Origin of the sequence: Pseudomonas sp. 18-147 (assembly GCF_051048045.1) — a bacterium.
GTDB classification, from domain to species: domain Bacteria; phylum Pseudomonadota; class Gammaproteobacteria; order Pseudomonadales; family Pseudomonadaceae; genus Pseudomonas; species Pseudomonas aeruginosa.
Map to the genome: position 1 here is coordinate 4,106,151 of NZ_CP182296.1, position 23,961 is coordinate 4,130,111.

22 protein-coding genes are annotated in these 23,961 nt (G+C 66.8%); 17 read left to right on the top strand and 5 right to left on the bottom strand.

Annotated elements, in window-relative coordinates; translation table 11 throughout:
- The first annotated feature begins 11 nt into the window (after nucleotides 1-11).
- Together ACM0M4_RS19415 and ACM0M4_RS19420 are read left to right on the top strand one after the other, a co-directional pair.
- Nucleotides 12-272 (top strand): PAAR domain-containing protein, encoded by a 261-nt coding sequence (locus ACM0M4_RS19415; protein ID WP_003083211.1) that lies wholly within the window; start codon nucleotides 12-14, stop codon nucleotides 270-272.
- 682 nt (nucleotides 273-954) lie between these two features.
- Nucleotides 955-2,322 (top strand): nucleobase:cation symporter-2 family protein, encoded by a 1,368-nt coding sequence (locus ACM0M4_RS19420; RefSeq protein ID WP_003083208.1) that lies wholly within the window; start codon nucleotides 955-957, stop codon nucleotides 2,320-2,322.
- A 91-nt stretch (nucleotides 2,323-2,413) separates the two neighbouring features.
- On the opposite strand, the gene ACM0M4_RS19425 is transcribed toward ACM0M4_RS19420, so the two are convergent.
- Nucleotides 2,414-2,743: a low molecular weight protein tyrosine phosphatase family protein gene (locus ACM0M4_RS19425; RefSeq protein ID WP_003087185.1), complete on the bottom strand. Its 330-nt coding sequence runs from the start codon at nucleotides 2,741-2,743 to the stop codon at nucleotides 2,414-2,416.
- Nucleotides 2,744-2,927: 184 nt separating this feature from the next.
- Nucleotides 2,928-3,923 carry a GTP 3',8-cyclase MoaA gene (moaA, locus tag ACM0M4_RS19430; protein ID WP_003083204.1) on the bottom strand — a complete coding sequence of 332 codons (996 nt, stop codon included), beginning with the start codon at nucleotides 3,921-3,923 and terminating at the stop codon, nucleotides 2,928-2,930.
- 235 nt (nucleotides 3,924-4,158) lie between these two features.
- Here moaA and ACM0M4_RS19435 point away from each other — a divergent pair, with 235 nt between their 5' ends.
- Both ACM0M4_RS19435 and ACM0M4_RS19440 read left to right on the top strand, forming a co-directional pair.
- Nucleotides 4,159-4,809 carry a TetR/AcrR family transcriptional regulator gene (locus ACM0M4_RS19435; RefSeq protein ID WP_003087183.1) on the top strand — a complete coding sequence of 217 codons (651 nt, stop codon included), beginning with the start codon at nucleotides 4,159-4,161 and terminating at the stop codon, nucleotides 4,807-4,809.
- Nucleotides 4,810-4,876: 67 nt separating this feature from the next.
- Nucleotides 4,877-5,140, top strand: a complete 264-nt coding sequence (locus ACM0M4_RS19440) for an SDR family oxidoreductase (protein WP_350320974.1) — start codon at nucleotides 4,877-4,879, stop codon at nucleotides 5,138-5,140.
- 42 nt (nucleotides 5,141-5,182) lie between these two features.
- On the opposite strand, the gene ACM0M4_RS19445 is transcribed toward ACM0M4_RS19440, so the two are convergent.
- Nucleotides 5,183-5,614, bottom strand: a complete 432-nt coding sequence (locus ACM0M4_RS19445; RefSeq protein ID WP_003083199.1) for a GlcG/HbpS family heme-binding protein — start codon at nucleotides 5,612-5,614, stop codon at nucleotides 5,183-5,185.
- A gap of 328 nt (nucleotides 5,615-5,942) precedes the next feature.
- Here ACM0M4_RS19445 and gcl point away from each other — a divergent pair, with 328 nt between their 5' ends.
- The 10 genes from gcl (at nucleotide 5,943) to ACM0M4_RS19495 (ending at nucleotide 18,274) form a co-directional block, all read left to right on the top strand.
- Nucleotides 5,943-7,718 carry a glyoxylate carboligase gene (gcl, locus tag ACM0M4_RS19450; RefSeq protein WP_054375892.1) on the top strand — a complete coding sequence of 592 codons (1,776 nt, stop codon included), beginning with the start codon at nucleotides 5,943-5,945 and terminating at the stop codon, nucleotides 7,716-7,718.
- Nucleotides 7,719-7,813: 95 nt separating this feature from the next.
- Complete coding sequence (gene hyi / locus ACM0M4_RS19455) at nucleotides 7,814-8,596, top strand: hydroxypyruvate isomerase (protein ID WP_003087181.1); 783 nt, start codon at nucleotides 7,814-7,816, stop codon at nucleotides 8,594-8,596.
- Between the two features lie 74 nt (nucleotides 8,597-8,670).
- On the top strand, nucleotides 8,671-9,561 hold the full coding sequence (locus ACM0M4_RS19460; protein WP_003087180.1) for a 2-hydroxy-3-oxopropionate reductase: 891 nt from the start codon (nucleotides 8,671-8,673) through the stop codon (nucleotides 9,559-9,561).
- A gap of 296 nt (nucleotides 9,562-9,857) precedes the next feature.
- On the top strand, nucleotides 9,858-11,123 hold the full coding sequence (locus tag ACM0M4_RS19465; protein ID WP_015503184.1) for a glycerate kinase type-2 family protein: 1,266 nt from the start codon (nucleotides 9,858-9,860) through the stop codon (nucleotides 11,121-11,123).
- Nucleotide 11,124: 1 nt separating this feature from the next.
- Complete coding sequence (pyk, locus tag ACM0M4_RS19470; protein WP_003083183.1) at nucleotides 11,125-12,558, top strand: pyruvate kinase; 1,434 nt, start codon at nucleotides 11,125-11,127, stop codon at nucleotides 12,556-12,558.
- A gap of 366 nt (nucleotides 12,559-12,924) precedes the next feature.
- A complete protein-coding gene (locus ACM0M4_RS19475; RefSeq protein ID WP_003122928.1) occupies nucleotides 12,925-13,839 on the top strand; it encodes an urea transporter in 915 nt (304 codons plus the stop codon).
- Nucleotides 13,840-13,903: 64 nt separating this feature from the next.
- The gene (locus ACM0M4_RS19480) at nucleotides 13,904-14,755 is read left to right on the top strand and encodes an ion transporter (protein WP_003083179.1); all 852 of its coding nucleotides are present in this window, start codon (nucleotides 13,904-13,906) and stop codon (nucleotides 14,753-14,755) included.
- Nucleotides 14,742-15,368 (top strand): HD domain-containing protein, encoded by a 627-nt coding sequence (locus ACM0M4_RS19485; protein WP_003122930.1) that lies wholly within the window; start codon nucleotides 14,742-14,744, stop codon nucleotides 15,366-15,368. The genes ACM0M4_RS19480 and ACM0M4_RS19485 overlap by 14 nt, the downstream gene beginning before the upstream one ends.
- Nucleotides 15,369-15,491: 123 nt before the next feature.
- A complete protein-coding gene (muiA, locus tag ACM0M4_RS19490; protein ID WP_221345414.1) occupies nucleotides 15,492-17,147 on the top strand; it encodes a mucoidy inhibitor MuiA in 1,656 nt (551 codons plus the stop codon).
- 128 nt (nucleotides 17,148-17,275) lie between these two features.
- Complete coding sequence (locus tag ACM0M4_RS19495; protein ID WP_003087175.1) at nucleotides 17,276-18,274, top strand: sulfate ABC transporter substrate-binding protein; 999 nt, start codon at nucleotides 17,276-17,278, stop codon at nucleotides 18,272-18,274.
- A gap of 81 nt (nucleotides 18,275-18,355) precedes the next feature.
- Here ACM0M4_RS19495 and ACM0M4_RS19500 read toward each other — a convergent pair whose 3' ends face one another.
- Entirely contained in the window at nucleotides 18,356-18,712 is a 357-nt protein-coding gene (locus ACM0M4_RS19500; RefSeq protein WP_003083172.1) for a DUF1937 family protein, read from the bottom strand.
- A gap of 59 nt (nucleotides 18,713-18,771) precedes the next feature.
- On the bottom strand, nucleotides 18,772-20,007 hold the full coding sequence (gene eutH, locus ACM0M4_RS19505) for an ethanolamine utilization protein EutH (RefSeq protein ID WP_003083171.1): 1,236 nt from the start codon (nucleotides 20,005-20,007) through the stop codon (nucleotides 18,772-18,774).
- 346 nt (nucleotides 20,008-20,353) lie between these two features.
- Between eutH and ACM0M4_RS19510 the strand changes: the two genes are divergently transcribed.
- The 3 genes from ACM0M4_RS19510 (at nucleotide 20,354) to ACM0M4_RS19520 (ending at nucleotide 23,949) form a co-directional block, all read left to right on the top strand.
- Nucleotides 20,354-21,130, top strand: coding sequence for a DeoR/GlpR family DNA-binding transcription regulator (locus ACM0M4_RS19510; RefSeq protein ID WP_003449757.1), 777 nt, complete (start codon nucleotides 20,354-20,356; stop codon nucleotides 21,128-21,130).
- 184 nt (nucleotides 21,131-21,314) lie between these two features.
- Nucleotides 21,315-22,724 (top strand): NAD(P)/FAD-dependent oxidoreductase, encoded by a 1,410-nt coding sequence (locus ACM0M4_RS19515; protein WP_023084447.1) that lies wholly within the window; start codon nucleotides 21,315-21,317, stop codon nucleotides 22,722-22,724.
- Nucleotides 22,711-23,949: an NAD(P)/FAD-dependent oxidoreductase gene (locus ACM0M4_RS19520; RefSeq protein WP_003122934.1), complete on the top strand. Its 1,239-nt coding sequence runs from the start codon at nucleotides 22,711-22,713 to the stop codon at nucleotides 23,947-23,949. Before ACM0M4_RS19515 ends, ACM0M4_RS19520 begins: the two co-directional genes overlap by 14 nt.
- Nucleotides 23,950-23,961: the final 12 nt, after the last annotated feature.

A 23,961-nucleotide genomic window follows, 5' to 3' on the forward strand; every position in this document is an offset into this window, starting at 1 on the left:
AGCAACCCGCGATGGACATCATTCGCCTTGGCGACACCACCAGCCATGGAGGCACGGTGATTGAGGCGTTCGGCCAGACCGACCTCAACGGCAAGCCGATGGCCGGTGTAGGCCACCAAGTGGTTTGCCCCTTGTGCAAGGGAACCTTCCCCATTACCGAAGGTAGCGCCCTGCTGGATGTGAATGGGGTCCCGGTCGCGCTACATGGGATGAAAACAGCTTGTGGTGCCAGCCTGATTGCCAGTGGCCCGTTGGGCGCTGCCGAAAACTGAAAAAGGGGGACGTTCGATATGCCGAAAGACTTCGGCGACCTCCTTCGTGCCTCTCCTGTAGAACGCTCAGGAAAACTCCGCCGGCTTCTTGTCCAGCATGACCTGCCCAGAGCCTTGGCACCTTGGCCAGTCTGCCGTTGTGCACTCCAGCAAGCGCTGGCGGCATTCTCTTTGCTCGTTGAGCGTCTCCATTGCCGCCAGGATCTACTGGCGCTCAGATAGCCGGTTGCTCTCGCGCACGTCGCTGCTTGTAGTCGCCAATGCAAGCAGGCGTTCCGCAAAGACCCATGGCTGATCCCGGGCGACAGGGTTCAAGGCCTTGCTGCACCGGGCTTGTGCCCACTGAGGTAGGGGTCGCTGAAAACTCCCAGCGGCTAGAGCACGTCGGCTATCCGACCAATGTCGTACACCGCCGGGCGTCCCGGGGGTAGCCGGCGCCAGTTCTATGGATACAGTGGAAGCAGCTCTGGAAAGCCTGTAGTAGACCGATTGGTCAACTACAAAAAATTACTTTGTATACAAAAAATCGATTGAATCGAGCACACAACGGGGATATAAAACACCCCACCGCATCGCCCTGAAGCCTGGGGTGGATGTTCGGCCAGAAATACCCGGCCGCCGGAACCTGCCTTTTCCGGTGTCCGCCTGCGACTGACAACAATAAAAACGCCTGAGGTGTTGCATGTCCGTGGTAACTGATCGCCGCATCCCCGACTCGCCCGTAGACCAGCGCCTGCCGCTGACGCAGCTGCTGCTGGTGGGCTTCCAGCATGTGCTGCTGATGTACGGTGGCGCCGTCGCCGTGCCTCTGATCGTCGGCCAGGCGGCCGGCCTCTCGCGCGAGGAAATCGCCTTCCTGATCAACGCCGACCTGCTGGTCGCCGGCATCGCCACCCTGGTCCAGTCGCTGGGCATCGGCCCGATGGGCATCCGCATGCCGGTGATGATGGGCGCCAGCTTCGCCGCCGTCGGCAGCATGGTGGCGATGGCCGGGATGCCCGGCGTGGGCATCACCGGGATCTTCGGCGCGACCATCGCCGCCGGTTTCTTCGGCATGCTCATCGCCCCCTTCATGTCGCGCATCGTGCGTTTCTTCCCACCGCTGGTGACCGGCACGGTGATCACCTCGATCGGCATGTGCCTGTTCCCGGTGGCGATCAACTGGGCCGGCGGCGGCAAGGGCGCGGAAGACTTCGGCTCCCTGCACTTCCTGTTCCTCTCCAGCCTGGTGCTCTGCACCATCCTCCTGATCAACCGCTTCATGCGCGGTTTCTGGGTCAACATCTCGGTGCTGATGGGCATGGGCCTGGGCTACGCGATCGCCGGCGGCATGGGCATGGTCGACCTCGGCGGTCTGGCCGAGCGCCCCTGGTTCGACATCGTCACCCCGCTGCACTTCGGTGCGCCGACCTTCGACCTGGCGCCAATCCTGTCGATGTGCCTGGTGGTAGTGATCATCTTCGTCGAGTCCACCGGCATGTTCCTCGCCCTGGGCAAGATCACCGGCCGCGAGATCACCCCGACCGAACTGCGCCGCGGCCTGCTCTGCGACGCCGGCGCCTCGTTCTTCGCCGGTTTCCTGAACACCTTCACCCATTCCTCGTTCGCCCAGAACATCGGCCTGGTGCAGATGACCGGGGTGCGCAGCCGCTACGTCACGGTGGCCGCCGCCGGTTTCCTGATCCTCCTCAGCATGCTGCCCAAGGCCGCCTTCCTGGTCGCCTCGATCCCGCCGGCGGTACTCGGCGGCGCCGGCATCGCCATGTTCGGCATGGTCGCCGCCAGCGGCATCCAGATCCTCCACGAGGCCAACATCACCGACCGCCGCAACCAGTTGCTGGTGGCGGTAAGCATCGGCATGGGCATGGTGCCGGTGGTGCGCCCGGACTTCTTCGCCCGCCTGCCGGTCTGGATGGAGCCGATCACCCATAGCGGCATCGCCATGACCGCGATCTGGGCGGTGGTGCTGAACCTGCTGTTCAACATCCTCAGCCGCAACGACCGCAGCCACTTGTGCGGCAGCCACGCGCCGGCGCCCAAGCACTCCTGACTCCCTGGCGGACCGGCGACACTCCCGGTCCGCCCTTCCCTCGGGCCGGACTTCGTCCGGCTTCTTTTTCTCCGCTCGCGGTCCGCACCACTCAGTCCCGCCGAAGGAAAGGCCCCGCCTTGCGCTCCAGCAGATGCAGCAATTCCGCCTGCATGTAGGCGTAGTCGTCCGGGATATCCAGGCAGACCAGGCGCTTGCCTTTCATCGCCGCGGCGTGCCGGCGCAGCAGCGCCTGCCGGTGGCGGCGCTCCATGACGACGACCAGCGTCGCCCACTCCAGTTGCTCCCGCTCCAGGGGCGTCTCGGCGTCCGCCGCCAGCCCGGCGGAATCGGTCTCGACGCCCGGCCAGTCGGCGAACAGCCGTTCGGCGCTGGGACTACGCAGGCGGTTGCGGCTGCAGATGAACAGGACCCGGTGCATGGGAGGCTTTCCTTTGCTGGCGCGGCAGGCAGCATGACGTCTTCGCCGCGTTTCGGCGTTGCGCCGCGTCGCTTTTCCCGGGACGGGGCAGCGAGCGGTGCGTGCCGGAACACGGTCGCCCGGGTGGCATGGGAGAGGAAGCGGCGGATGGCGCCGTTGGTGCCATCGCCCCAGGAGGATACCGTCAGCCGCCGGTCATGCTCATGAAACGCAGCACCTGGACCTGCTCCTGGGCGTCGAAGTGATGCCGCTCCGGCTTCAGGTTCAGCGCCGCCACCAGTGCCGCGCTCAGGCGCTCGCGGTCGCCGGGATGACTGCGCAGCAGTTCGCGCAGGTCGAGCGCCCCCTCGTGGCCGAGGCAGAGCACCAGCTTGCCCTCGGCGGTGACGCGCACGCGGTTGCAGTCGCCGCAGAAATTATTGCTGTGAGGTGAGATGAAGCCGATCCGGCTGGGCTCGTCGCCGATCTGGTAATACCGCGACGGCCCGCCGCTGCGCGCCAGGCTCGGGGTCAGCGGCCAGCGGCGCTCGATGATCGCCCGGACTTCGTCGCTGGTGCAGAGAGTCAGTTCGCGACGGTGGCTGGTGATGCTGCCCAGCGGCATTTCCTCGATGAAACTGATGTCCAACTGGTTGGCCAGGGCGTACTCGACCAGGTCGAGGATCTCGTCGTCGTTGCGGCCCTTCTGTACCACGCAGTTCAGCTTGATCCGCTCGAAACCGGCTTCGCGCGCCGCCTGGATGCCGTCCAGCACCTGCTCCAGGCGATCGCTACGGGTGAAGGCGGCGAAGCGTTCGCGCTGCAGCGAGTCGAGGCTGACGTTGAGGCGGCGGACGCCGGCGGCCTTCAGCTCGGCGGCGCGCTCGCGCAGTTGCGAACCGTTGGTGGTGATCGCCAGGTCTTCCAGTTCCGCACGCTGCCCCAGGCGTGCCAGCAGGCCGGTGATGCCCTTGCGCACCAGCGGCTCGCCGCCGGTGATACGAATGCGCCGCACGCCGAGGCCGATGAAGGCGTCGGCCACCGCGTACAGTTCTTCCAGGCTGAGGACCTGGTCGCGGGGAAGGAACTGCATGTCTTCGCTCATGCAGTAGGTGCAGCGGAAGTCGCAGCGATCCGTCACCGACAGGCGCAGGTAGGTGATGCGACGGCCGAAGGGATCGACCAGGCGGGAATCGGACATAGTGACTCGTTCTGTTCCGGGGGGCTCGCCCGGCGCTCGGTGGGTGAGTGCGAGCGGGCGACTCGATACCCCTAACGAATACTCCAAATACCGGGAAATGTATAGGGCAAATGAACCGGCGGGTCAGGATTTCCCGGGCCTCCGCCTCGCTCGCACCTTGCTTGAGGGGCGCTCCGGGCGGGTGCTACCATCCTCGGCTTCCTGCCGCCGTTGCAGCAATGAAGAACAAGGACTGATGACCAGCATCCGCGAGCGCAACAAGCGCCTGATCCTCCGCGCCGCCAGCGAGGAATTCGCCGACAAGGGCTTCGCGGCGACCAAGACCAGCGACATCGCCGCCCGCGCCGGCCTGCCCAAGCCCAACGTCTACTACTACTTCCAGTCCAAGGAAAACCTCTATCGCTGCGTGCTGGAAAGCATCGTCGAGCCGCTGCTACAAGCGTCGGCGCCGTTCCGCGTGGAAGACGACCCGCTGCTCGCCCTGCCCGCCTACATCCGCTCGAAGATCCGCATCTCCCGCGAGCTGCCGCATGCCTCCAAGGTCTTCGCCAGCGAGATCATGCACGGCGCGCCGCACCTGCCGAAGGAATACCTCGACGAACTGAACGCCCAGGCCCAGCGCAACGTCACCTGCCTGCAGACCTGGATCGACCGTGGCCAGCTCGCCCCGGTGGACCCGCATCACCTGCTCTTCGCCATCTGGGCGGCGACCCAGACCTATGCCGACTTCGATTGGCAGATTTCCATCGTCACCGGCAAGGAACAGCTCAGCGACGCCGACTACGACGCTGCGGTGGAAACCATCACCCGCCTGGTCCTGAAAGGCTGCACGCCCGACGGGCAATCCGGCAAGAGCGCCGGCCGGCTTCGGCCGCTGCCGCTCTGACCCGCCCCAGCGCCGGCTTCGCACCGAGCGGCGTGACGCGGTATTCGACCCGTGGCGGCAGCTCCGCATACACCTCGCCTGGACGCTATCGGCGGAGTTGCTCGAGCGCGGTATCCGGGTCAACGCCCTGAACCCGGGGCCGACCCGGACGCCAGCGCTGGACAAAGCCGCTACCGATGTCGAGGCCACCCAGGCGCTGAGGGAGAAGATTGGCCGGGACGCCTGGGGGAGCCGCTGGAGATCGCCAGTGCCGCGCTATTCCTGGCCTCGAACGAGCCCCGCTGCAGGTATGGCACGGAGATCCTGGTGGATGGCGGCGTACGCCACCTGAAGAAGGGAGCGAAGGCCCGGTCCTGGTGAGCGGGCCGCAAGCTCAACCGGCGTCGGGCACCAGCCCGACCGCCAGCACGCCCTGGATCGCGCATTGCTCGTCGATATCCGAGGTATCGCCGCTGATACCGACCGCGCCGACCACCTCTGCCTTGTCGTTGCGAATCAGCACCCCGCCCGGCGCCGGAACCAGATTGCCATGGGCCAGGGTGTTCACCGCGGAAATGAACGAAGGCCGCTGCTGCGCATCCGCCGCCAGCAGCCGCGACGACTTGCCCAGGGCCACGGCGCCCCAGGCCTTGCCGATGGCGATCTGCGGTCGCAGCATGCTGGCGCCGTCCTCGCGCTGCAGCGCCACCAGGTGGCCGCCAGCATCGAGCACCGCGATGGTCAGGGGCGCGGTGGACAGCTCGCGCCCCACCGCCAGCGCCTGGCGGGTAATGCCCAGCGCGGTTTCCAGACTGATGGTGGTCATGGTCGTTCCTCTCGAGTTGTTAAGGCTAGAAATCGGGAAACCACCCGCGATGCGGGCGCGTTCGAAAATTTGTACCCAATCTAGTAGCCGACCGGCCCTACGAAAGCAACATTCCAGAACAATATGAACATAATTTTGTATACATTTTTTCAAACGCTGGTTTTATAAGCCTGCTAACAAAAATGGTAATTCATTGTTTTTATTATGGAAAAATTGATTTCAGCGGCTTTTTCCAGCGTATACAACCCATCTTGACCTTGCGCTGCCCCTCTGCCTAGAATCGTTCCAACTTTTGTACACAATTAGTATAAGAACGAGGAACAAAACGATGGCCAGAATGAGAGCAATCGAAGCCGCCGTACTGGTGATGCGCCGCGAAGGCGTGGATACCGCGTTCGGCGTCCCCGGTGCCGCGATCAACCCCATGTACGCCGCGCTGAAGAAGATCGGCGGCATCGACCATGTCCTGGCCCGTCACGTCGAAGGCGCCTCGCACATGGCCGAGGGCTACACCCGTACCAAGGCCGGCAACATCGGCGTCTGCATCGGCACCTCCGGCCCTGCCGGCACCGACATGATCACCGGCCTCTACTCCGCCTCCGCCGACTCCATCCCGATTCTCTGCATCACCGGCCAGGCACCGCGCGCCCGCCTGCACAAGGAAGACTTCCAGGCGGTCGACATCTCCAGCATCGCCGCGCCGGTGGCCAAGTGGGCGACCACCGTGCTGGAACCGGCCCAGGTCCCCTATGTATTCCAGAAGGCCTTCCAGCTGATGCGCAGCGACCGGCCCGGCCCGGTACTGATCGACCTGCCGTTCGACGTACAGATGGCCGAGATCGAGTTCGACATCGACGCCTACGAGCCCCTCCCGGTGAGCAAGCCGAAGGCCACCCGGGTCCAGGCCGAGAAGGTCCTGGCCATGCTCGACGAAGCCGAGCGCCCGCTGCTGGTGGCCGGCGGCGGCATCTTCAACGCCGACGCCGCCGAGCGCTTCCGCGAATTCGCCGAGCTGACCGGCATCCCGGTGATCCCGACCCTGATGGGCTGGGGCGTAATCCCCGACGACCACCCACACATGGCCGGCATGGTCGGCCTGCAGACCTCGCACCGCTACGGCAACGCCACCCTGCTGGAATCCGACCTGGTGCTCGGCATCGGCAACCGCTGGGCCAACCGCCACACCGGCAGCGTCGAGGTCTATACCGAAGGTCGCCGCTTCATCCATGTCGACATCGAACCGACCCAGATCGGCCGGGTGTTCATGCCCGACCTGGGCATCGTCTCCGACGCCGGCGCCGCCCTCGACGCATTCCTCGAAGTGGCCCGCGAGTGGAAGGCCGCCGGCAAGCTGAAGTCGCGCGCCGCCTGGCTGGAAAGCTGCCAGCAGCGCAAACGCACGCTGCAGCGCAAGACCCACTTCGACAACGTGCCGGTGAAACCGCAGCGCGTCTACGAAGAGATGAACGAGTTCTTCGGCAAGGATGCCTGCTACGTCAGCACCATCGGCCTGTCGCAGATCGCCGGCGCACAGTTCCTCCACGTCTACCAACCGCGCCACTGGATCAACTGCGGCCAGGCCGGCCCGCTGGGCTGGACCATTCCCGCCGCGCTGGGAGTGGTCAAGGCCGACCCGAGCCGCCAGGTGGTGGCGCTCTCCGGCGACTACGACTTCCAGTTCATGATCGAGGAACTGGCGGTCGGCGCGCAGTTCAAGCTGCCCTATATCCACGTACTGGTGAACAACTCCTACCTGGGCCTGATCCGCCAGGCGCAGCGCGGCTTCGACATGGACTATTGCGTGCAGCTGGCCTTCGACAACATCAACGCCCCCGAGCTGGAAGGCTACGGCGTCGACCACGTCGCGGTGGTCGAGGGCCTGGGCTGCAAGGCGATCCGGGTGTTCGACCCGAACGAGATCGGCGCCGCCCTGGCCAAGGCCCGCGAACTGATGCAGCAGCACCAGGTGCCGGTGGTGGTCGAGGTGATCCTGGAGCGCGTCACCAACATCTCCATGGGTACCGAGATCAACGCCATCAACGAGTTCGAGGAACTGGCCGAGAAAGGCGCCGACGCGCCGACCGCCATCTCGCTGCTCGACTGATCGCCGGCCTTTCCCGGAGGCGCGGACGGTGCGTGCGGCACCCCGCCCCCGGCGAAAGGCCTCCCGAACGTTTGACCGAACGATAGGAGCAAGACATGCCCCGTTTCTGCGCCAACCTGTCCATGCTGTTCACCGAGGTGGATTTCCTCGAACGCTTCGACGCCGCCGCCAAGGCCGGCTTCGCCGGCGTCGAGTACCTCTTCCCCTATGACGTCGAGGCCGAGGCGATCAAGGCCCGCCTGGAAGCCAACGGCCTGGAACAGGTGCTGTTCAACCTGCCGGCCGGCGACTGGGCCAAGGGCGAGCGCGGCATCGCCTGCCACCCGGATCGGGTCCAGGAGTTCCGCGAGGGGGTCGACAAGGCCATTGCCTACGCCAGGGTGCTGGGCAACCGCCAGGTGAACTGCCTCGCCGGGATCCGGCCGCAGGGGCACGACTGCGCCAGCGTCGAGAAGACCTTCGTCGACAACCTGCGCTACGCCGCCGACAAGCTGGAAGCCGCAGGCATCCGCCTGGTCATGGAGATGATCAACACCCTCGACATCCCCGGCTTCTACCTGCAGAACACCCGCCAGGCCCTGGAGATCCGCGACAAGGTCGGCAGCGCCAACCTGTTCCTGCAATACGACATCTATCACATGCAGATCATGGAAGGCGACCTGGCCCGCACCCTGGAAAACCAGTTGGCGGCGATCAACCACGTGCAACTCGCCGACAACCCCGGCCGCCACGAACCGGGCACCGGCGAGATCAACTACCGCTTCCTCTTCGAGCACCTGGACCGCATCGGCTACCAGGGCTGGATCGGCTGCGAGTACAAGCCGGCCACCACCACCGAAGCCGGCCTCGGCTGGATGAAGACGCACAACGTCGTCTGATCCGCACCCACGAACAAGACGCTCCCGCTTCCCTGCGCGGAGCCACTCGACAGACAGAACCAGGAGACACTCTCATGGCCAAGATCGGATTCATCGGCACCGGAATCATGGGCAAGCCCATGGCGCAGAACCTGCAGAAGGCCGGCCACAGCCTGTTCCTTTCCACCCACCACGACGCCGCTCCGGCCGACCTGCTGGAGGCCGGCGCCATTGCCCTGGCCAACCCGAAGGAAGTGGCCCAGGAAGCCGAGTTCATCATCGTCATGGTGCCGGACACCCCGCAGGTCGAGGATGTGCTGTTCCGCAAGGACGGTATCGCCGAGGGCGTCGGCCCGAACAAGGTGGTGATCGACATGAGTTCGATCTCCCCCACCGCCACCAAGGGCTTCGCCGAGAAGATCAAGGCTACCGGCGCGCAGTATCTGGACGCCCCGGTCTCCGGCGGCGAGGTCGGCGCCAAGGCGGCGACCCTGAGCATCATGGTCGGCGGCTGCCCGAACACCTTCGAACGCGCCCTGCCGCTGTTCCAGGCGATGGGCAAGAACATCACCCGCGTCGGCGGCAACGGCGACGGCCAGACCGCCAAGGTGGCCAACCAGATCATCGTCGCGCTGAACATCCAGGCGGTCGCCGAGGCCCTGCTGTTCGCCGCCCGCAACGGCGCCGATCCGGCCAAGGTGCGCGAGGCGCTGATGGGTGGCTTCGCCTCCTCGCGGATCCTCGAGGTACACGGCGAACGCATGGTCAAGGGCACCTTCGACCCGGGCTTCCGCATCAGCCTGCACCAGAAGGACCTAAACCTGGCCCTGGCCGGCGCCCGCGAGCTGAACCTGAACCTACCCAACACCGCCAACGCCCAGCAGGTGTTCAGCACCTGCGCGGCCATCGGCGGCAGTAACTGGGACCACTCGGCGCTGATCAAGGGCCTGGAGCACATGGCCAACTTCTCGATCCGCGACGAGTGATCCGCAGTCCGCGCGGGCCGTCACCCCGCGCGGAGCGACGAACCCCTTTTCGAAGGGCTCGGGGAGAGGAACGGTCGGCGAACTCCGGTGTTCGCCGCCGCCCTCTTCCTTCCCCGCCCACAAGGCGGGGTAAAGGAAGCGAACGCCCGGCCGGGAGATTCACGGCCTCTGCGTCCGGGCGCCTCGCTTCCATTCCCCAGTTCCCGCCGGCGCGGGTGCTGCGGAATGGAAGCGTCGACGACGCTGCGACCGCCGGCCCGACCGGCGGCACGACAACAAGAAATTCGGAGCCTGTCATGAGTACCGATCCACGCGCCTTTCTCACCGAGCTGTTCAATACCGCGGTGGCAGCCGGCCATCCCTACCAGGTGCTGGCCGACCACCTGCCGGAAGATCGCAGCGGGCGCGCCATCGTCATCGGTGCCGGCAAGGCCGCCGGAGCCATGGCCGAAGTGGTGGAGAAGCACTGGCAGGGCGAGATCCAGGGCCTGGTAGTGGCGCCTTACCGCTACGGCGCGCAATGCAGTCGCATCGAGGTGGTGGAAGCCTCCCATCCGGTGCCCGACGACGCCGGCGAGCGCGTCGCCCGTCGCGTGCTGGAACTGATCAGCGGCCTGAACGAGAGCGACCGGGTGATCTTCCTTCTCTCCGGCGGCGGCTCCGCACTGCTTTCGCTGCCTGCCGAAGGCATCGGCCTGGCGGACAAGCAGGCGGTGAACAAGGCGCTGCTCAAGTCCGGCGCCGCCATCGGCGAGATGAACTGCGTGCGCAAGCACCTCTCGGCGATCAAGGGCGGTCGCCTGGCCAAGGCCTGCTGGCCGGCCAGCGTCTATACCTACGCGATTTCCGACGTTCCCGGCGACGAGGCCACGGTGATCGCCTCCGGCCCCAGCGTCGGCGACCCGACCACCTCCGCCGATGCCCTGGCGATCCTCAGGCGCTACGCCATCGACGTGCCGCAGAACGTCCTCGACTGGCTCGCCGACCCGCGCTCGGAAACCGTCAAGCCCGACGACCCGTGCCTGGCGCGCAGCCACTTCCAGTTGATCGCCACGCCACAGAACGCCCTCGACGCAGCAGCGGTGAAGTGCCGCGCGGCCGGCTTCTCGACGCTGATCCTCGGCGACCTGGAGGGCGAGGCGCGGGAAGTCGCCAAGGTCCACGCCGGCATCGCCCGGCAGATCCGCAAGCACGGCCAGCCGCTGGCGGCGCCCTGCGTGATCCTCTCCGGCGGCGAGACCACCGTCACCGTGCGCGGCAACGGTCGCGGCGGACGCAACGCCGAGTTCCTCCTCAGCCTCACCGCCGAGCTCAAGGGCGAACCGAACATCTGGGCCCTGGCCGGCGACACCGACGGCATCGACGGCTCGGAAGACAACGCCGGCGCGCTGATGACGCCCTGCTCCCATGCGCGCGGCGAAAAGGCCGGGCTGAAGATCCGCGACGAGCTCGACGACAACAACGGCTACGGCTATTTCCAGGCCCTCGGCGACCTGCTGGTGACCGGACCGACCCGCACCAACGTGAACGACTTCCGCGCCATTCTCATCCTCGAGTCCTGACATGACAGCCGACAAGAAAGCCAAGATCCTCGCCACCCTCGGCCCGGCCACCCGCAGCCGCGACGATATCCGTGCCCTGGTGGAGGCCGGCGCCAACCTGTTCCGCCTGAACTTCAGCCACGGCGACTACGCCGATCACGCGCAGCGCTTCGCCTGGGTGCGCGAGGTGGAAGCGGAGCTGAACTACCCGATCGGCGTGCTCATGGACCTGCAGGGTCCGAAGCTGCGAGTCGGCCGCTTCGCCGCCGGTGCCGTGCAATTGCAGCGTGGGCAGACCTTCACCCTCGACCTCAGCGACGCCCCCGGCGACGAGCGGCGGGTCAACCTGCCGCATCCGGAGATCATCCATGCCCTGGAACCGGGCATGAGCCTGCTGCTGGACGACGGCAAGATCCGCCTGGAAGTGGTCAACTGCCACAGCGACGCCATCGAGACCCGCGTGGCGGTGGGTGGCGAGCTGTCCGATCGCAAGGGCGTCAACGTGCCGGAAGCGGTGCTGCAACTCAGCCCGCTGACCGACAAGGACCGCCGCGACCTGGCCTTCGGCCTGGAACTGGGGGTCGACTGGGTGGCGCTGTCCTTCGTGCAACGCCCGGAGGACATCGACGAGGCCCGTGGGCTGATCGGCGACAAGGCCTTCCTCATGGCCAAGATCGAGAAGCCCAGCGCGGTGAGCGCCATCGAGGCGATCGCCGAGCGCGCCGACGCGATCATGGTGGCGCGCGGCGACCTCGGCGTAGAGGTGCCGGCGGAGAGCGTGCCGGGCATCCAGAAACGCATCGTCCAGGTCTGCCGCCAGCTCGGCAAGCCGGTGGTGGTGGCCACCCAGATGCTCGAGTCGATGCGCTTCTCCCCCGCCCCGACCCGCGCCGAGGTGACCGACGTAGCCACCGCGGTGGGCGCCGGCGCCGACGCGGTGATGCTCTCGGCGGAAACCGCTTCCGGACAATACCCTCGCGAGGCGGTAGAGATGATGGCGAAGATCGTCCGCCAGGTGGAGGCCGAGCCGGACTACCACGTCCAGCTCGAGGTCAACCGTCCGCAGCCCGACGCTACCGTCTCCGATGCGATCAGCTGCGCGATCCGCCGGGTCAGCCGGATCCTCCCGGTGGCGGTGCTGGTGAACTACACCGAGTCGGGCAACTCGACCCTGCGCGCCGCCCGCGAGCGGCCCAAGGCGCCGATCCTCAGCCTGACCCCGAACCTGCGTACCGCGCGGCGACTGACCGTGGCCTGGGGCGTGTATTCGGTGGTCAACGAGCAACTGGCGCACGTCGACGAGATCTGCTCGACCGCCCTCGACATCGCCCTGGCCCAGCGCATGGCGCGCCGCGGCGACACCGTGGTGGTCACCGCCGGCGTGCCGTTCGGTCGCCCCGGCTCGACCAACATGCTGCGCATCGAGACCGTGGCGCCGCCGCTGGGAGATCTCTGAAGCAACGAGTTCGGTCCGGCTCGCGCCGTCCCCCCGGGCATGCGGGTCGGGCCACCCTTGTCTCTCTCGGATGGATGGGGCCGGAAATACGGGGCCGCGTCTCCATCCATCCGGGAAAGACCTTCTTGTCGGACCATGGCCTCCCTCGCGCACTCCCATGCAGGCCATGGACATTCAAGGCCTCCGGTTCAACTCCTGCCGGAGGTCTTTTTTTCTTCTTGGAACGCCCTGCATGCATGACCCTCGCCTGGCCTTCTCGTCCGGGGTGCGTCGCCTCCGCGCCAGACCCTACAATGACCGCCCCCGCCCCTCGCGCAGGCCTGGCATCTCCGTGCCTGCCGAGCGGCCCTTGCCGCACTGACCGCCATGCCCCTGCAATCTCTCCTCAATGCATCCCGAATCCTCCTGCGCGGCATCAGCCAGGTGTTCCTCCAGGGCGACCCACGCCTGGGCCTGGCCTGTCTGCTGGCGATCGCCGTCGGCGCGCCGCCGCTGCTCGCCGGCGCCCTCCTTGGCGGCGCCCTCGGCCCGTTGCTGGCGCGCCTGTTGCACTGCGCCGACAGCGACATCGAGGCCGGGCTGTACGGCTACAACGCCGTGCTGATCGGCATGCTGCTGGCATTCCGCTTCGCCTGGTCGCCGGGGCTGGTGTCGCTGGTAGCGCTCGGCTGCCTGGCCAGCGTGGCGTTGCAGCGCCTGTTCCTGCATGGGCTGCGCCGACGCCGCTGGCTTCCGCCCTATACCCTGGGCTTCGTCCTCAACGGCTGGTGGCTGGTGCCCCTCGGCGCCTGGCTAGGCCTGGCCCCGGCGACCCATGGCGGCTGCTTCAGCTGCGCCTGGAGCGGCACGGCGGAGCTGGCGGCGCTAGCGCAGGGGATCGGCGAGATCATCTTCCTCGGTGAACCGCTGGCAGGGCTGCTGGTCTGGCTCGGCCTGCTGCTGGTCTCGCGTCCCTCCGCCGCCTGGGCCCTCGCCGGCGCCGCGGCCAGCCTGCCGCTGGCCTGGCTGCTGGGCTACGACTGGGCGAGCGCGCTCGCCGGGTTCTACGGCCTGAACGCCGCCCTTGCCGGGCTGGCCCTGGCCTTGCGCTACCGCAGCGTCTGGCCGCCACTGCTCGGCATGGGCCTGGCGGTGGCGCTGCAACCGCTGTTCGGCCTGCTCGGCCTGCCGGCGCTGACCGCACCGTTCATCCTCGCCTGCCTGCTCTGCATTGGCGGCGAGCGCCTTTACCTGCGCCTGGCCGGCAGCCTCGGCGCGCGCCTCGGCCGGCGGCGCTCCTGAGCGGGGAACGCTGGCGCCGGCGGGCTAGTCTGGTAAGGTGCCGCATCCATCATCAGGAGCCACGATGAGCGCACCCGACAGCTGGCGCGAACGCCTCTACATCGTCATCTTCCAGACCGACACCCGCGACGGCCGGCGCTTCGACAGCGCGCTGCTGCTGGTGATCCTGGCCAGCCTGCTGGTAGTGATGATCGACAGCATCGACGAGATCCACCAGGACTACGGCGACCTGCTGGCCTACATCGAATGGGGCTTCACCGGCATCTTCCTGGTGGAATACCTGCTGCGCCTGTACTGCTCGCCCAAGCCGCTGCGCTATGCCTTCAGCTTCTACGGCCTGGTCGACCTGCTGGCGATCCTCCCCGGCTTCCTCGCCCTGCTCTACCCCGACGCCCAGTACCTGCTGATCGTCCGGGTGATACGCATGCTGCGGATCTTCCGCGTGCTCAAGCTGCGCCAGTACCTGAGCCAGGCCAATTTCCTGCTCACCGCCCTGCGCGGCAGCAAGCAGAAGATCATCGTGTTCTTCCTCACCGTGATGACCCTGGTCACCGTGTTCGGCGCGCTGATGTACGTGGTCGAAGGCCCGGAGCACGGTTTCACCAGCATCCCCCGCGGCATCTACTGGGCGATCGTCACCCTCACCACGGTCGGCTTCGGCGACATCACCCCGAAGACCCCGCTCGGCCAGGCCATCGCCAGCCTGGTGATGCTCACCGGCTACTCGATCATCGCGGTGCCCACCGGGATCTTCACCGCCGAACTCGCCACCGCGATGCGCCAGGACCCGGCCAACCTGTTGCAGCGGGATTGCCCGGTGTGCCGCAAGGCGACCCACGAAGTGCAGGCGGCATTCTGCTGCCGCTGCGGCAACCCGTTGTTCCCTCGCGAGGAAGGCAGCCATGGGAAGTCTTGACCGGCAGCGCTGGGACGCCCTCTGGCAGCGACTCGGCGGCAACCCGCCGGCGGATGCCTTCGACGCGCTGCTGGCGGCCTATGGCGGGGCCGACCGGCACTACCACAGCGATCGCCACATCCTCGCCTGCCTGGAGCACTTCGACCGCTGGCGCCAACTGGCGCTGCGGCCGGACCTGGTGGAGCTGGCGTTGTGGACCCACGACCTGGTCTACGACACCCAGCGCCAGGACAACGAGGCCGCCAGCGCCGCCAGCACCGAGCACTGGCTCGACCAGGCCGGGCTGGCGGCGCTGCGGCCGGCCCTGCGCGAACTGATCATGGCCACCTGTCACCAGGCGCCGCCGGGAGACGCCGACGCAGCCCTGGTGGTGGATATCGACCTCGCCATCCTCGCCGCGCCGGCGCCGGTCTACGCGCGCTACGAGGCGGACGTCCGCGCCGAATACGCCTGGGTGCCGGAACCGCTGTTCCGCGCCGGGCGCGGCAAGTTGCTGCGCCAGTTGCTGGAGCAACCGGCGCTGTACCACTGCGAACCGCTGCGGCAACGCTGGGAGGCCGCCGCCCGCGCCAACCTGCGCGGTGCCCTGGAGCGCCTGGAACAGCCGGCCTGAGCCGCACGGGAAAATTTCTTCGCGCCGCTTAACCCGTCTTTCGCCGCACTTGCGTCTTAGGCAGCAGGAAGGGACCGCACGCACGGGTTCCTCGCCCCTCCATCCGCCCAAGGAAGAGATATCGTGAATCGACTCGCCGCCTCTCCGCTCCTGTTCGCCGGCCTGTTCGCCAGCGCTCCGTTGCTGGCCGCGCCACAAGCGGTCGACAGCCGCATCAGCGCGGTCACCGTCTACGCCGACCGTGCCGTGGTCACCCGCACCGCCCGCCTGCAATTGCCCAAGGGCCAGCATGAGATCGCCCTGGAGCAACTGCCCTTCCAGCTCGACGACACCAGCCTGCGCGCGTCCCTCGGCGCCAGCGCCGCCGCCACCCTGCTCGACGTCAGCAGCGCCGCGCAACGGGTCGAGCGCCCGGACGACAATCGTGTGCAGCAGCTCGACCAGCAACTGCGCGAGATAGACCGGCAACTGCGGGAAATCCATGACCGCGGCAGCGTGCTCGAAGCGCAGAAGAAGTTCCTCGCCGACATCCAGAGCGGCAGCACCCAGCCCGGCAAGGATCGCCCCATGCCCGGCATCGACGAGCTGAAAAGCCTGCTGCAACTGACCGAAGGCAACCTCGAACGCCTGCTCGCCGAGCAGCGCCAGCTGGACGACCGCGCCGCCGAACTGGAACAGCGCAAGCAGCAGTTGCAGGAGCAGCGCGGCACCCTCAACGGCGACGGCAAGCGCTTCAAGCGCGCGGTCCTGCGGGTCGCCCTGGAGCAACCGGCACAGGTCGAGGTGAAGCTCGACTACACCCTGCGCGACGCCTCCTGGCAGCCGACCTACGACGCACGCCTGCGCGACGGCGCGAAGACCATCGAACTGACCTACCAGGGCCTGGTCCGGCAGAGCAGCGGCGAAGACTGGACCGACGTCGACCTGACCCTCTCCACCGCCCGTCCGGCCCTGGGCGGCAACGTACCGCGGCTGAATCCCTGGATCGTCGACATCGACGCGCCCAACGCCTACTACGGTGCCGAGATGGCCATGCAGGACGTTCCGGCGCCCATGCCGCAAGCCGCTCCCATCGCCAGGACCTCGGCGCAGATGGCCATGCCGGCCCCGGCGCCGAAGCTGGCCGAGGCGCGGCTCGCCACCGCGGAGGTCAGCAGCGGCGCCGCCAGCGCCTCTTTCCACATCCCCGTGCCGGCGACCCTGAACAGCGACGGCAGCGCGCAGAAGGTCACCATCGCCCGCCTGGAAATGCCGGCCAAGCTGCGCTATCTGGCGGCCCCGGCCCTGCGCGAAACCGCCTACCTGGAGGCGGAGACCCGCAACGACAGCGACTACCCGCTGCTCCCCGGCACCCTGAATACCTTTCTCGGCAACAGCTTCGTCGCCAGCGGCCATCTGCGCGGGGTGATGCCCGGCGAGAGCTTCGAACTGGCACTGGGCGCCGACGAGGGCATCGGCATCGAACGCAAGCTGGTCAAGCGCTATACCGACAGCAGCGGCCTGATCGGCAACCGCACGCGGGTCAACTACGAATTCCGCATCGACGTGCGCAACAACCACAAGAACGCCGAACGCGTGCAGTTCGAGGACCAGTTGCCGGTCTCGCGCAACGAGCAGATCCAGGTCACCTTGCTGGAACCCAAGGCGCAGGAAGTCAAGCGCGAGGACGACGGCAAGCTGAAGTGGGACTGGACCCTGCAACCCGGCGAGAAACGCAGCGCCACCCTGAAGTTCAGCGTGGAGTATCCCAAGGACCTGGCGGTCAGCGGCCTCGACTAGCGCTGGCCAAAGCGCCGGCCGCGGCATAGGCTCGAGCGGGTAATAAGCAAAGCAGTTTTTGATATTTACCCTGCATATAACCCGACGTTATAGTCGAGCCACTACAACATGCTCAAAGGAACTGCCCTGTGAAACGACTGTTCAGCGCCTCCCTGCTGGCCGCCGGCCTGGCGCTCGGCGGCGCCGCTCACGCCGCCCAGCCCCTGCTCAACGTCTCCTACGACGTGATGCGCGACTTCTACAAGGAATACAACCCGGCCTTCCAGAAATACTGGAAAGCGGAGAAAGGCGAGAACATCACCATCCAGATGTCCCATGGCGGTTCCAGCAAGCAGGCGCGCTCGGTGATCGACGGTCTGCCCGCCGACGTCATCACCATGAACCAGGCCACCGACATCGACGCCCTCGCCGACAACGGCGGCCTGGTGCCGAAGGACTGGGCGACCCGCCTGCCGAACAACAGCGCGCCGTTCACCTCGGCCACCGTGTTCATCGTTCGCAAGGGCAACCCCAAGGCCCTGAAGGACTGGCCGGACCTGCTCAAGGACGGCGTCCAGGTAGTGGTGCCGAACCCCAAGACCTCCGGCAATGGCCGCTACACCTATCTCTCCGCCTGGGGCTACGTGCTGAAGAACGGCGGTGACGAGAACAAGGCCAAGGAATTCGTCGGCAAGCTGTTCAAGCAGGTACCGGTGCTCGACACCGGCGGCCGCGCCGCCACCACTACCTTCATGCAGAACCAGATCGGCGACGTACTGGTGACCTTCGAGAACGAAGCCGAGATGATCGCCCGCGAATTCGGCCGAGGCGGCTTCGAGGTGGTCTACCCGAGCGTGTCCGCCGAGGCCGAGCCCCCCGTGGCGGTGGTCGACAAGGTGGTCGAGAAGAAAGGCAGCCGCGCCCAGGCCGAGGCCTACCTGAAGTACCTGTGGTCGGACGAGGGCCAGACCATCGCCGCCAACAACTACCTGCGCCCGCGCAACCCGGAGATCCTCGCCAAGTTCGCCGACCGCTTCCCGAAAGTCGACTTCTTCTCGGTGGAGAAGACCTTCGGCGACTGGCGCAGCGTGCAGAAGACCCACTTCATCGACGGCGGCGTATTCGACCAGATCTACAGCCCCAACTGATCCCTCGCCGCTTGACGAAAAAGCCGGAAGCGCTCGCGCTTCCGGCTTTTTCATTCGGCTTGCAGTTCAGCCACTGCCGCCTCAGCGAAACTCGTGCTCCACCTCGGACCAGAGGCTGACCCGCTGTCCGCCGGCCTCGAAGAACTCCATCTCGCGGCGGATGCCGGCGCTGTCTCGCCAGCCCGGCAGGTCGAGGACGATCAGCTCTTCCAGGTGATCCATGTAGAAGGCGTCCACCGGCGCCCACAACCTGCCGATCGCCGCGCGGTCGAGCTCGGCCAGGCACAGGTTGATCGGGTGGGACATGGAGACCTGGCTGAATACCACGTGGCCGGCGCGGACGATGGTCGCCGCGACCTCGTTGCAGGCACGGAAGCGCTGCTCGACCACCTCGGCGTCGGCATGGCTGTAGGGACAGGCTAGGAATATCTTGCGCATGGTTACCTCGTTGCGGAAAGCGACGCCGCGATGGCTCGCGGCGCTCGTCGGGGGATGTTTCAGGCTGCGTGCAGGGCGCTTTTTTCCGCCTCGTCATGCTCCTGCTCCTGCCGCGCATAGCGCTCGGCGGCAGGCACCGAGATGCGGATGGCGATGAATACCGCCAGCAGGCCGCCGAACAATTTGCCGAGCAGGATCGGTAGGATCAGCGTCGGCTGGAAGTTGGCGGTGAATGCCAGGTGATCGCCGATGGTGGCCTGGGCGCAGACGCCCAGGGCCACGCAAAGCACCTTGTCGCGAGCATTCATGTATTTGAACAGGTGGTAGGTGGCGATGATGTTCGCCAGTACCATGACAAAGGCGGTGGCGCCCGGCTGGGACAGCCCCAGGTAACGGCCGAGGACCGCCATCGGGCGCTTGCAGTAGCGCTGGAACAGGTAGCAGATGGGGAAGGTCCCGGCCAGCATGATGCCGATGTAGCCAGCGATCTCGATGGCGCGGAACAACTCTTTCTCGTCGGCGAACATCGGGTCGAAGCCCCAGCCGCCGAAGACCTTGGTGAAGACTCCGGTGAAGTGCTGGACGATGGAAAGCGCCAGGGCCATCTTGATGAACGCGTCCATCACCTTGCCGAATACCAGGAACCCGGTGACCATCGCCGTCGCCCGGTACTTCAGGCCGGCGGCCAGCAGGAAGCAGAAGACGAACAGCGGCGCCAGCAGCCGAAGCATGTCGAGGAAGTCCAGCGACAGGTAGTGCAGGGCCGGCGAACCGGTCGATACCAGTTCGCGCACCGGGATGTGGTTGAGGGTAATCAGCAGCAACGCCGCCAGCACCGCGAACGGAATGCTGATCAACCCGGCCATCGCCCCCAGCGCCAGGTACTTGTGGTCCTTGCGCTCGAGCATGGTCAGGCCGACCGGGATCAGGTAGACGATGGTCGCGCCGGAGGTGTAGCCCACCAGCATGGCAGTAATCCACATGTCGCGGTTGGCGGTCAGGGCATCGGCCAACTGGTAGCCGCCCATGTCCACCGCGATGATCGACAGCGCGGCGATGGATACGTCGGAACCGAGGGTCTGGAAGAACGGGCCGAGGGCATGGGAAATCGCCTTCGACAGATAGGGAATGGCTACCATGATGCCGGCCTGGGCGAGGAACACCGGACCGATGGCGTGGATGCCGTTGACGAACTCGCGGCCCAGACCGCTTTCCGGGCGCAGGATGGAAGCCAGCGCGCCAAGTACCGCACCCAGCATGATCAGGTAAATCACATAGTTTCCGAACTCGGCCATCTGCGTCGTTCTCCCCTCGGCAGGCTCCCGTAGCGGGATGCGTTCTTCTGGTTGTCTGGTCGGGAGGCCGGCCACGCCGGTCGCTCCGCCGAAGCGAACACTCGCATTTCGCGTGCCACAATTTGGTTTTCGTGTTGATTTGAAGGTTCGTTTTACCTAAATTGGTCACCCATACGGTCAAGTAGGCGGCCAATCCAAGAGCGTACCTGCCTTACGGACCTGTGGGATTTTCCGCCGGGCCTGCGCAAAGCCTCGCCCCGCCCCCTTCCGCCCAGCGCCGCCAGGCGCTACCGGGCGATTCACGGTAACAATCGCCGCACCAGGATGCGGCCCATGGGAGAACACGATGCGCCCCGAGGAACGCCGCCGCCACATTCTCGAATTGCTGCGCCAGCGCGAGCGGATCTCGGTGGACGAACTGGCGCGGACCCTTTCCACCTCTCAGGAAACCATTCGCCGCGACCTCACCGCGCTGGCCGAACAAGGCCTGGTCAGCAAATTCCACGGAGGGGCCGCCCTGCCGCCCAGCGGCGAGCACGAGAACGCCTTCCAGACGCGAATGAACGAGCACGCCCAGGAAAAACGCGCAGTCGCCCGCTACGCCGCCGGCCTGTTCGGGCCCGGTGACAGCATCTTCATCGACACCGGCACCACCACCCTGCTGTTCGCCCGCGAACTGGCGCGCCAGAGCCATCTGACGGTGATCACCAACTCGCTGTTGATCGCCGGCAGCGTCGGCGCCTCCGGCAACCGTGCATTCATGATCGGCGGCGAATACCGCCCGGAATCCGAACAGAACGTCGGCGCCCTGGCCATCGAGCAGATCGCCCGGTTCAACGCCGAGCATGCGGTGATCACCGTCGGCGCGCTGAACGGCGATGGCGCCATGGATTTTTCCATCGAGGAAGCCGAGATCGCCCGTGCCATGATCGCCCAGGCCCGCCAACTGACGGTTATCGCCGACTCCTCGAAGCTCGGCCGGCGCGCCCTGTTTCAGGTCTTCCCGCTGAGCCGGATCAACCGCCTGGTGGTCGACCGCAAGCCTACCGGGGAACTCTGGGAAGCCCTGCAACAGGCGCGGGTGGAAGTCCACGAAGCCCCCCTGCGCACCCCGCAGGCCTGACTCCCCTCGCGCGCAGCCCCGGAGACAGGCCGGGGCTGTGCCGGTGGCTGCCCGTCGATTAATCGATTGACTGTTTCTCTTTCAGTTGCCACATTAAAACAACAAATTTCACATAGAATTCTGTGTGAAAAATCAGTGTTACGGTCAAAAAGCAAACTGATACCAAAAGAAACAGGCAGAAACGATGACTGAGCCGCTTGCGACAAAGACCGCGATCTTCGACGTTGCAGTGATCGGCGCTGGCGTGGTGGGTTGCGCCATGGCCCGCCGCTTCGCCCTGGAAGGTGCACGGGTGGTCCTGCTGGAAAAAAGCACCGACATCCTCTCCGGTGCCAGCAAGGGCAACAGCGCGATCCTCCATACCGGTTTCGACGCGCCGCCCGGCAGCATCGAACTGGCCTGCATGCAGGAGGGCTATCGCGAATACCGCGACATCCATGCGCGCCTCAACCTGCCGCTGCTGGAAACCGGCGCCCTGGTGGCGGCATGGAGCGACGAGGATCTGGCGCGCCTGCCGGCCATCGTCGAGCAGGCCCACGGCAACGGTGTCGATGACGTCCGCCAGGTCGGTCGCGACGAGGTCCTGGCGCTGGAGCCGCAGTTGGCCGGCAACGTGCTCGGCGCGGTGCGGGTCCCCGGGGAACATCTGGTCGACCCTTGGTCCGCGCCGCTCGCCTATCTGCAACAGGCGCTGGCCCATGGCACCGAGGCCTGTTTCGACGTCGAAGTGCTGGACGGCGCCTTCGACGGCGGCGAATGGCTGTTGCATACCCGCCGCGGCGATCTGCGCGCGCGCCAGGTAATCAACTGCGCCGGACTCTTCGGTGACCAACTGGAACAGCGCCTGCTCGGCGCGGCGAGCTTCGCCATCCATCCGCGCAAGGGCCAGTTCGTGGTCTTCGACAAGGCCGCCGCGGCGCTGCTGCGGCACATCCTGCTACCGGTACCCAACGAGCGGACCAAGGGGGTGGTATTCACCCGTACTGTCTTCGGCAACCTGCTCGCCGGCCCCACCGCCGAGGAACAGGACGACCGCGAACAGGCACGGGTCGACAGCGACACCCTGCAGCGACTGATCGACGCCGCCGTCGAGCGGATCCCCGGCCTGCGCGGCATGCCGGTCACCGCCACCTACGCAGGATTGCGACCGGCCAGCGAAAAGAAGGAATACCGCATCCGCCAGGTCGACGGACGCAACTGGATCAGTGTCGGCGGCATCCGTTCCACCGGTCTCACCGCGGCGCTGGGCATCGCACGCCACGTCTATCGTCTCTACCAGGGCGAGCGCTTCCACGAAGCGGTTCGCGAGCCGCTCTGGCCACAGGTACCGAACCTCGCCGAACACCTGCCGCGCGACTGGCAGCGTCCCGGCTACGACGAGATCGTCTGCCACTGCGAGATGGTCACCCGCCGGGAAATCCTCGCCGCCCTGGAAGGCCCGCTGCCAGCCGGCGACTTCGGCGGTCTGAAGCGTCGCACCCGCGCCTGCATGGGACGCTGCCAGGGTTTCTACTGCAACGCGCGGGTCGCCGAGCTGAGCGCCGGCCGCCTCGCCCAGCCCCTCGCCACCGGGAGTTGCCATGAGCATCACTGAACAGGTCGACGTCGCCATCGTCGGCAGCGGTCCCGCCGGATTGGCAGCCGCCATCGAACTACGCCGCCAGGGCGTCGCCCGGGTCTGCGTGCTGGAGCGCGACGGCGAGGCCGGCGGTATACCCCGGCATTGCGCGCATCCGCCGTTCGGCCTGCGCGAACACGGCCGCCTGTTGACCGGCCCGGCCTATGCACAGCGTAACGTCGAACAGGCCGAACGGGCCGGGGTGGATATCCGCCTGCGCCATAGCGTGGTTGCTCTCGCCGCCGCCGGCCTGCTGCAACTGGCCACCCCCGAAGGCCCGCGCAGTCTGCGCGCGACACGCGTGCTGCTGGCCACCGGCGCACGCGAGACGCCGCGCTCGGCGCGCCTGCTGGGCGGCGACCGGCCGCTGGGCGTGATCAATACCGGCGCGCTGCAAGCCTACCTCCATCTGCAAGGCCTGAAGCCGTTCGAACGGCCGCTGATCGTCGGCACCGAGCTGGTCAGCCTGTCCGCCGTGATGAGCTGCCGGCGTGCCGGCATCCGCCCGGTGGCCATGCTCGAACGCAACGCACGGGCCACCGCGCGTTGGCCGCTATCGCTGTTTCCCAGGCTGTGCGGAGTGCCGATGCACTTCTCCAGCGAGCTGCTGGAGATCGAAGGCCGCGGCCGGGTCGAGGCGGCGCGGGTACGCCTGGGCGACGGGCGCGTCGAACGGATCGCCTGCGACGGCATCCTTCTCAGCGGACGCTTCGTTCCCGAATCGAGCCTGGTCCGCCTCAGCCACCTGGAACTGGACCCGGCCAGCGGCGGCCCGCGCATCGATCAGTTCGGCCGCTGCTCCGACCCCGCCTATTTCGCCGCCGGCAACCTGCTCCGGCCGATCGAGACCGCCGGCTGGTCGTTCCGCGAGGGACGAAGGATCGCCGGCCTGCTGGCCGCCGACCTGCGGGCCGAACTGCCGAGTGCCGCACCTGGCATAGCCATCGATTGCAGTGGTCCGCTCAAGCTGTGCGTGCCGCAGCGGCTGCTGGCCGACCCGACACCCGGCCTGGCGCATCTGCAGCTACGCGTAAGCGAGGCCGCCAGCGGCCGCCTGCGGATCCTGGCCGATGGTCGCCCGGTGTGGGAGCGTGCCCTGTCCTGTCTGCCGGAGCGCCGCCTGCTGGTGCCGCTGGCCGCCCTGCGCCTACCGCCGGACACCCGGCGCCTGGAAGTCGCCTTCCTCACCTCCGGCCACTGAACCCGCGAAGAG

Bases quoted from the DNA above. Each gene is read 5' to 3' on its own strand.
- ACM0M4_RS19415 (WP_003083211.1), top strand. From the start codon at position 12: ATGGACATCATTCGCCTTGGCGACACCACCAGCCATGGAGGCACGGTG.
- ACM0M4_RS19420 (WP_003083208.1), top strand. From the start codon at position 955: ATGTCCGTGGTAACTGATCGCCGCATCCCCGACTCGCCCGTAGACCAG.
- ACM0M4_RS19425 (WP_003087185.1), bottom strand. From the start codon at position 2,743: ATGCACCGGGTCCTGTTCATCTGCAGCCGCAACCGCCTGCGTAGTCCC.
- moaA (WP_003083204.1), bottom strand. From the start codon at position 3,923: ATGTCCGATTCCCGCCTGGTCGATCCCTTCGGCCGTCGCATCACCTAC.
- ACM0M4_RS19435 (WP_003087183.1), top strand. From the start codon at position 4,159: ATGACCAGCATCCGCGAGCGCAACAAGCGCCTGATCCTCCGCGCCGCC.
- ACM0M4_RS19445 (WP_003083199.1), bottom strand. From the start codon at position 5,614: ATGACCACCATCAGTCTGGAAACCGCGCTGGGCATTACCCGCCAGGCG.
- gcl (WP_054375892.1), top strand. From the start codon at position 5,943: ATGGCCAGAATGAGAGCAATCGAAGCCGCCGTACTGGTGATGCGCCGC.
- hyi (WP_003087181.1), top strand. From the start codon at position 7,814: ATGCCCCGTTTCTGCGCCAACCTGTCCATGCTGTTCACCGAGGTGGAT.
- ACM0M4_RS19460 (WP_003087180.1), top strand. From the start codon at position 8,671: ATGGCCAAGATCGGATTCATCGGCACCGGAATCATGGGCAAGCCCATG.
- ACM0M4_RS19465 (WP_015503184.1), top strand. From the start codon at position 9,858: ATGAGTACCGATCCACGCGCCTTTCTCACCGAGCTGTTCAATACCGCG.
- pyk (WP_003083183.1), top strand. From the start codon at position 11,125: ATGACAGCCGACAAGAAAGCCAAGATCCTCGCCACCCTCGGCCCGGCC.
- ACM0M4_RS19475 (WP_003122928.1), top strand. From the start codon at position 12,925: ATGCCCCTGCAATCTCTCCTCAATGCATCCCGAATCCTCCTGCGCGGC.
- ACM0M4_RS19480 (WP_003083179.1), top strand. From the start codon at position 13,904: ATGAGCGCACCCGACAGCTGGCGCGAACGCCTCTACATCGTCATCTTC.
- ACM0M4_RS19485 (WP_003122930.1), top strand. From the start codon at position 14,742: ATGGGAAGTCTTGACCGGCAGCGCTGGGACGCCCTCTGGCAGCGACTC.
- ACM0M4_RS19500 (WP_003083172.1), bottom strand. From the start codon at position 18,712: ATGCGCAAGATATTCCTAGCCTGTCCCTACAGCCATGCCGACGCCGAG.
- eutH (WP_003083171.1), bottom strand. From the start codon at position 20,007: ATGGCCGAGTTCGGAAACTATGTGATTTACCTGATCATGCTGGGTGCG.
- ACM0M4_RS19510 (WP_003449757.1), top strand. From the start codon at position 20,354: ATGCGCCCCGAGGAACGCCGCCGCCACATTCTCGAATTGCTGCGCCAG.
- ACM0M4_RS19515 (WP_023084447.1), top strand. From the start codon at position 21,315: ATGACTGAGCCGCTTGCGACAAAGACCGCGATCTTCGACGTTGCAGTG.
- ACM0M4_RS19520 (WP_003122934.1), top strand. From the start codon at position 22,711: ATGAGCATCACTGAACAGGTCGACGTCGCCATCGTCGGCAGCGGTCCC.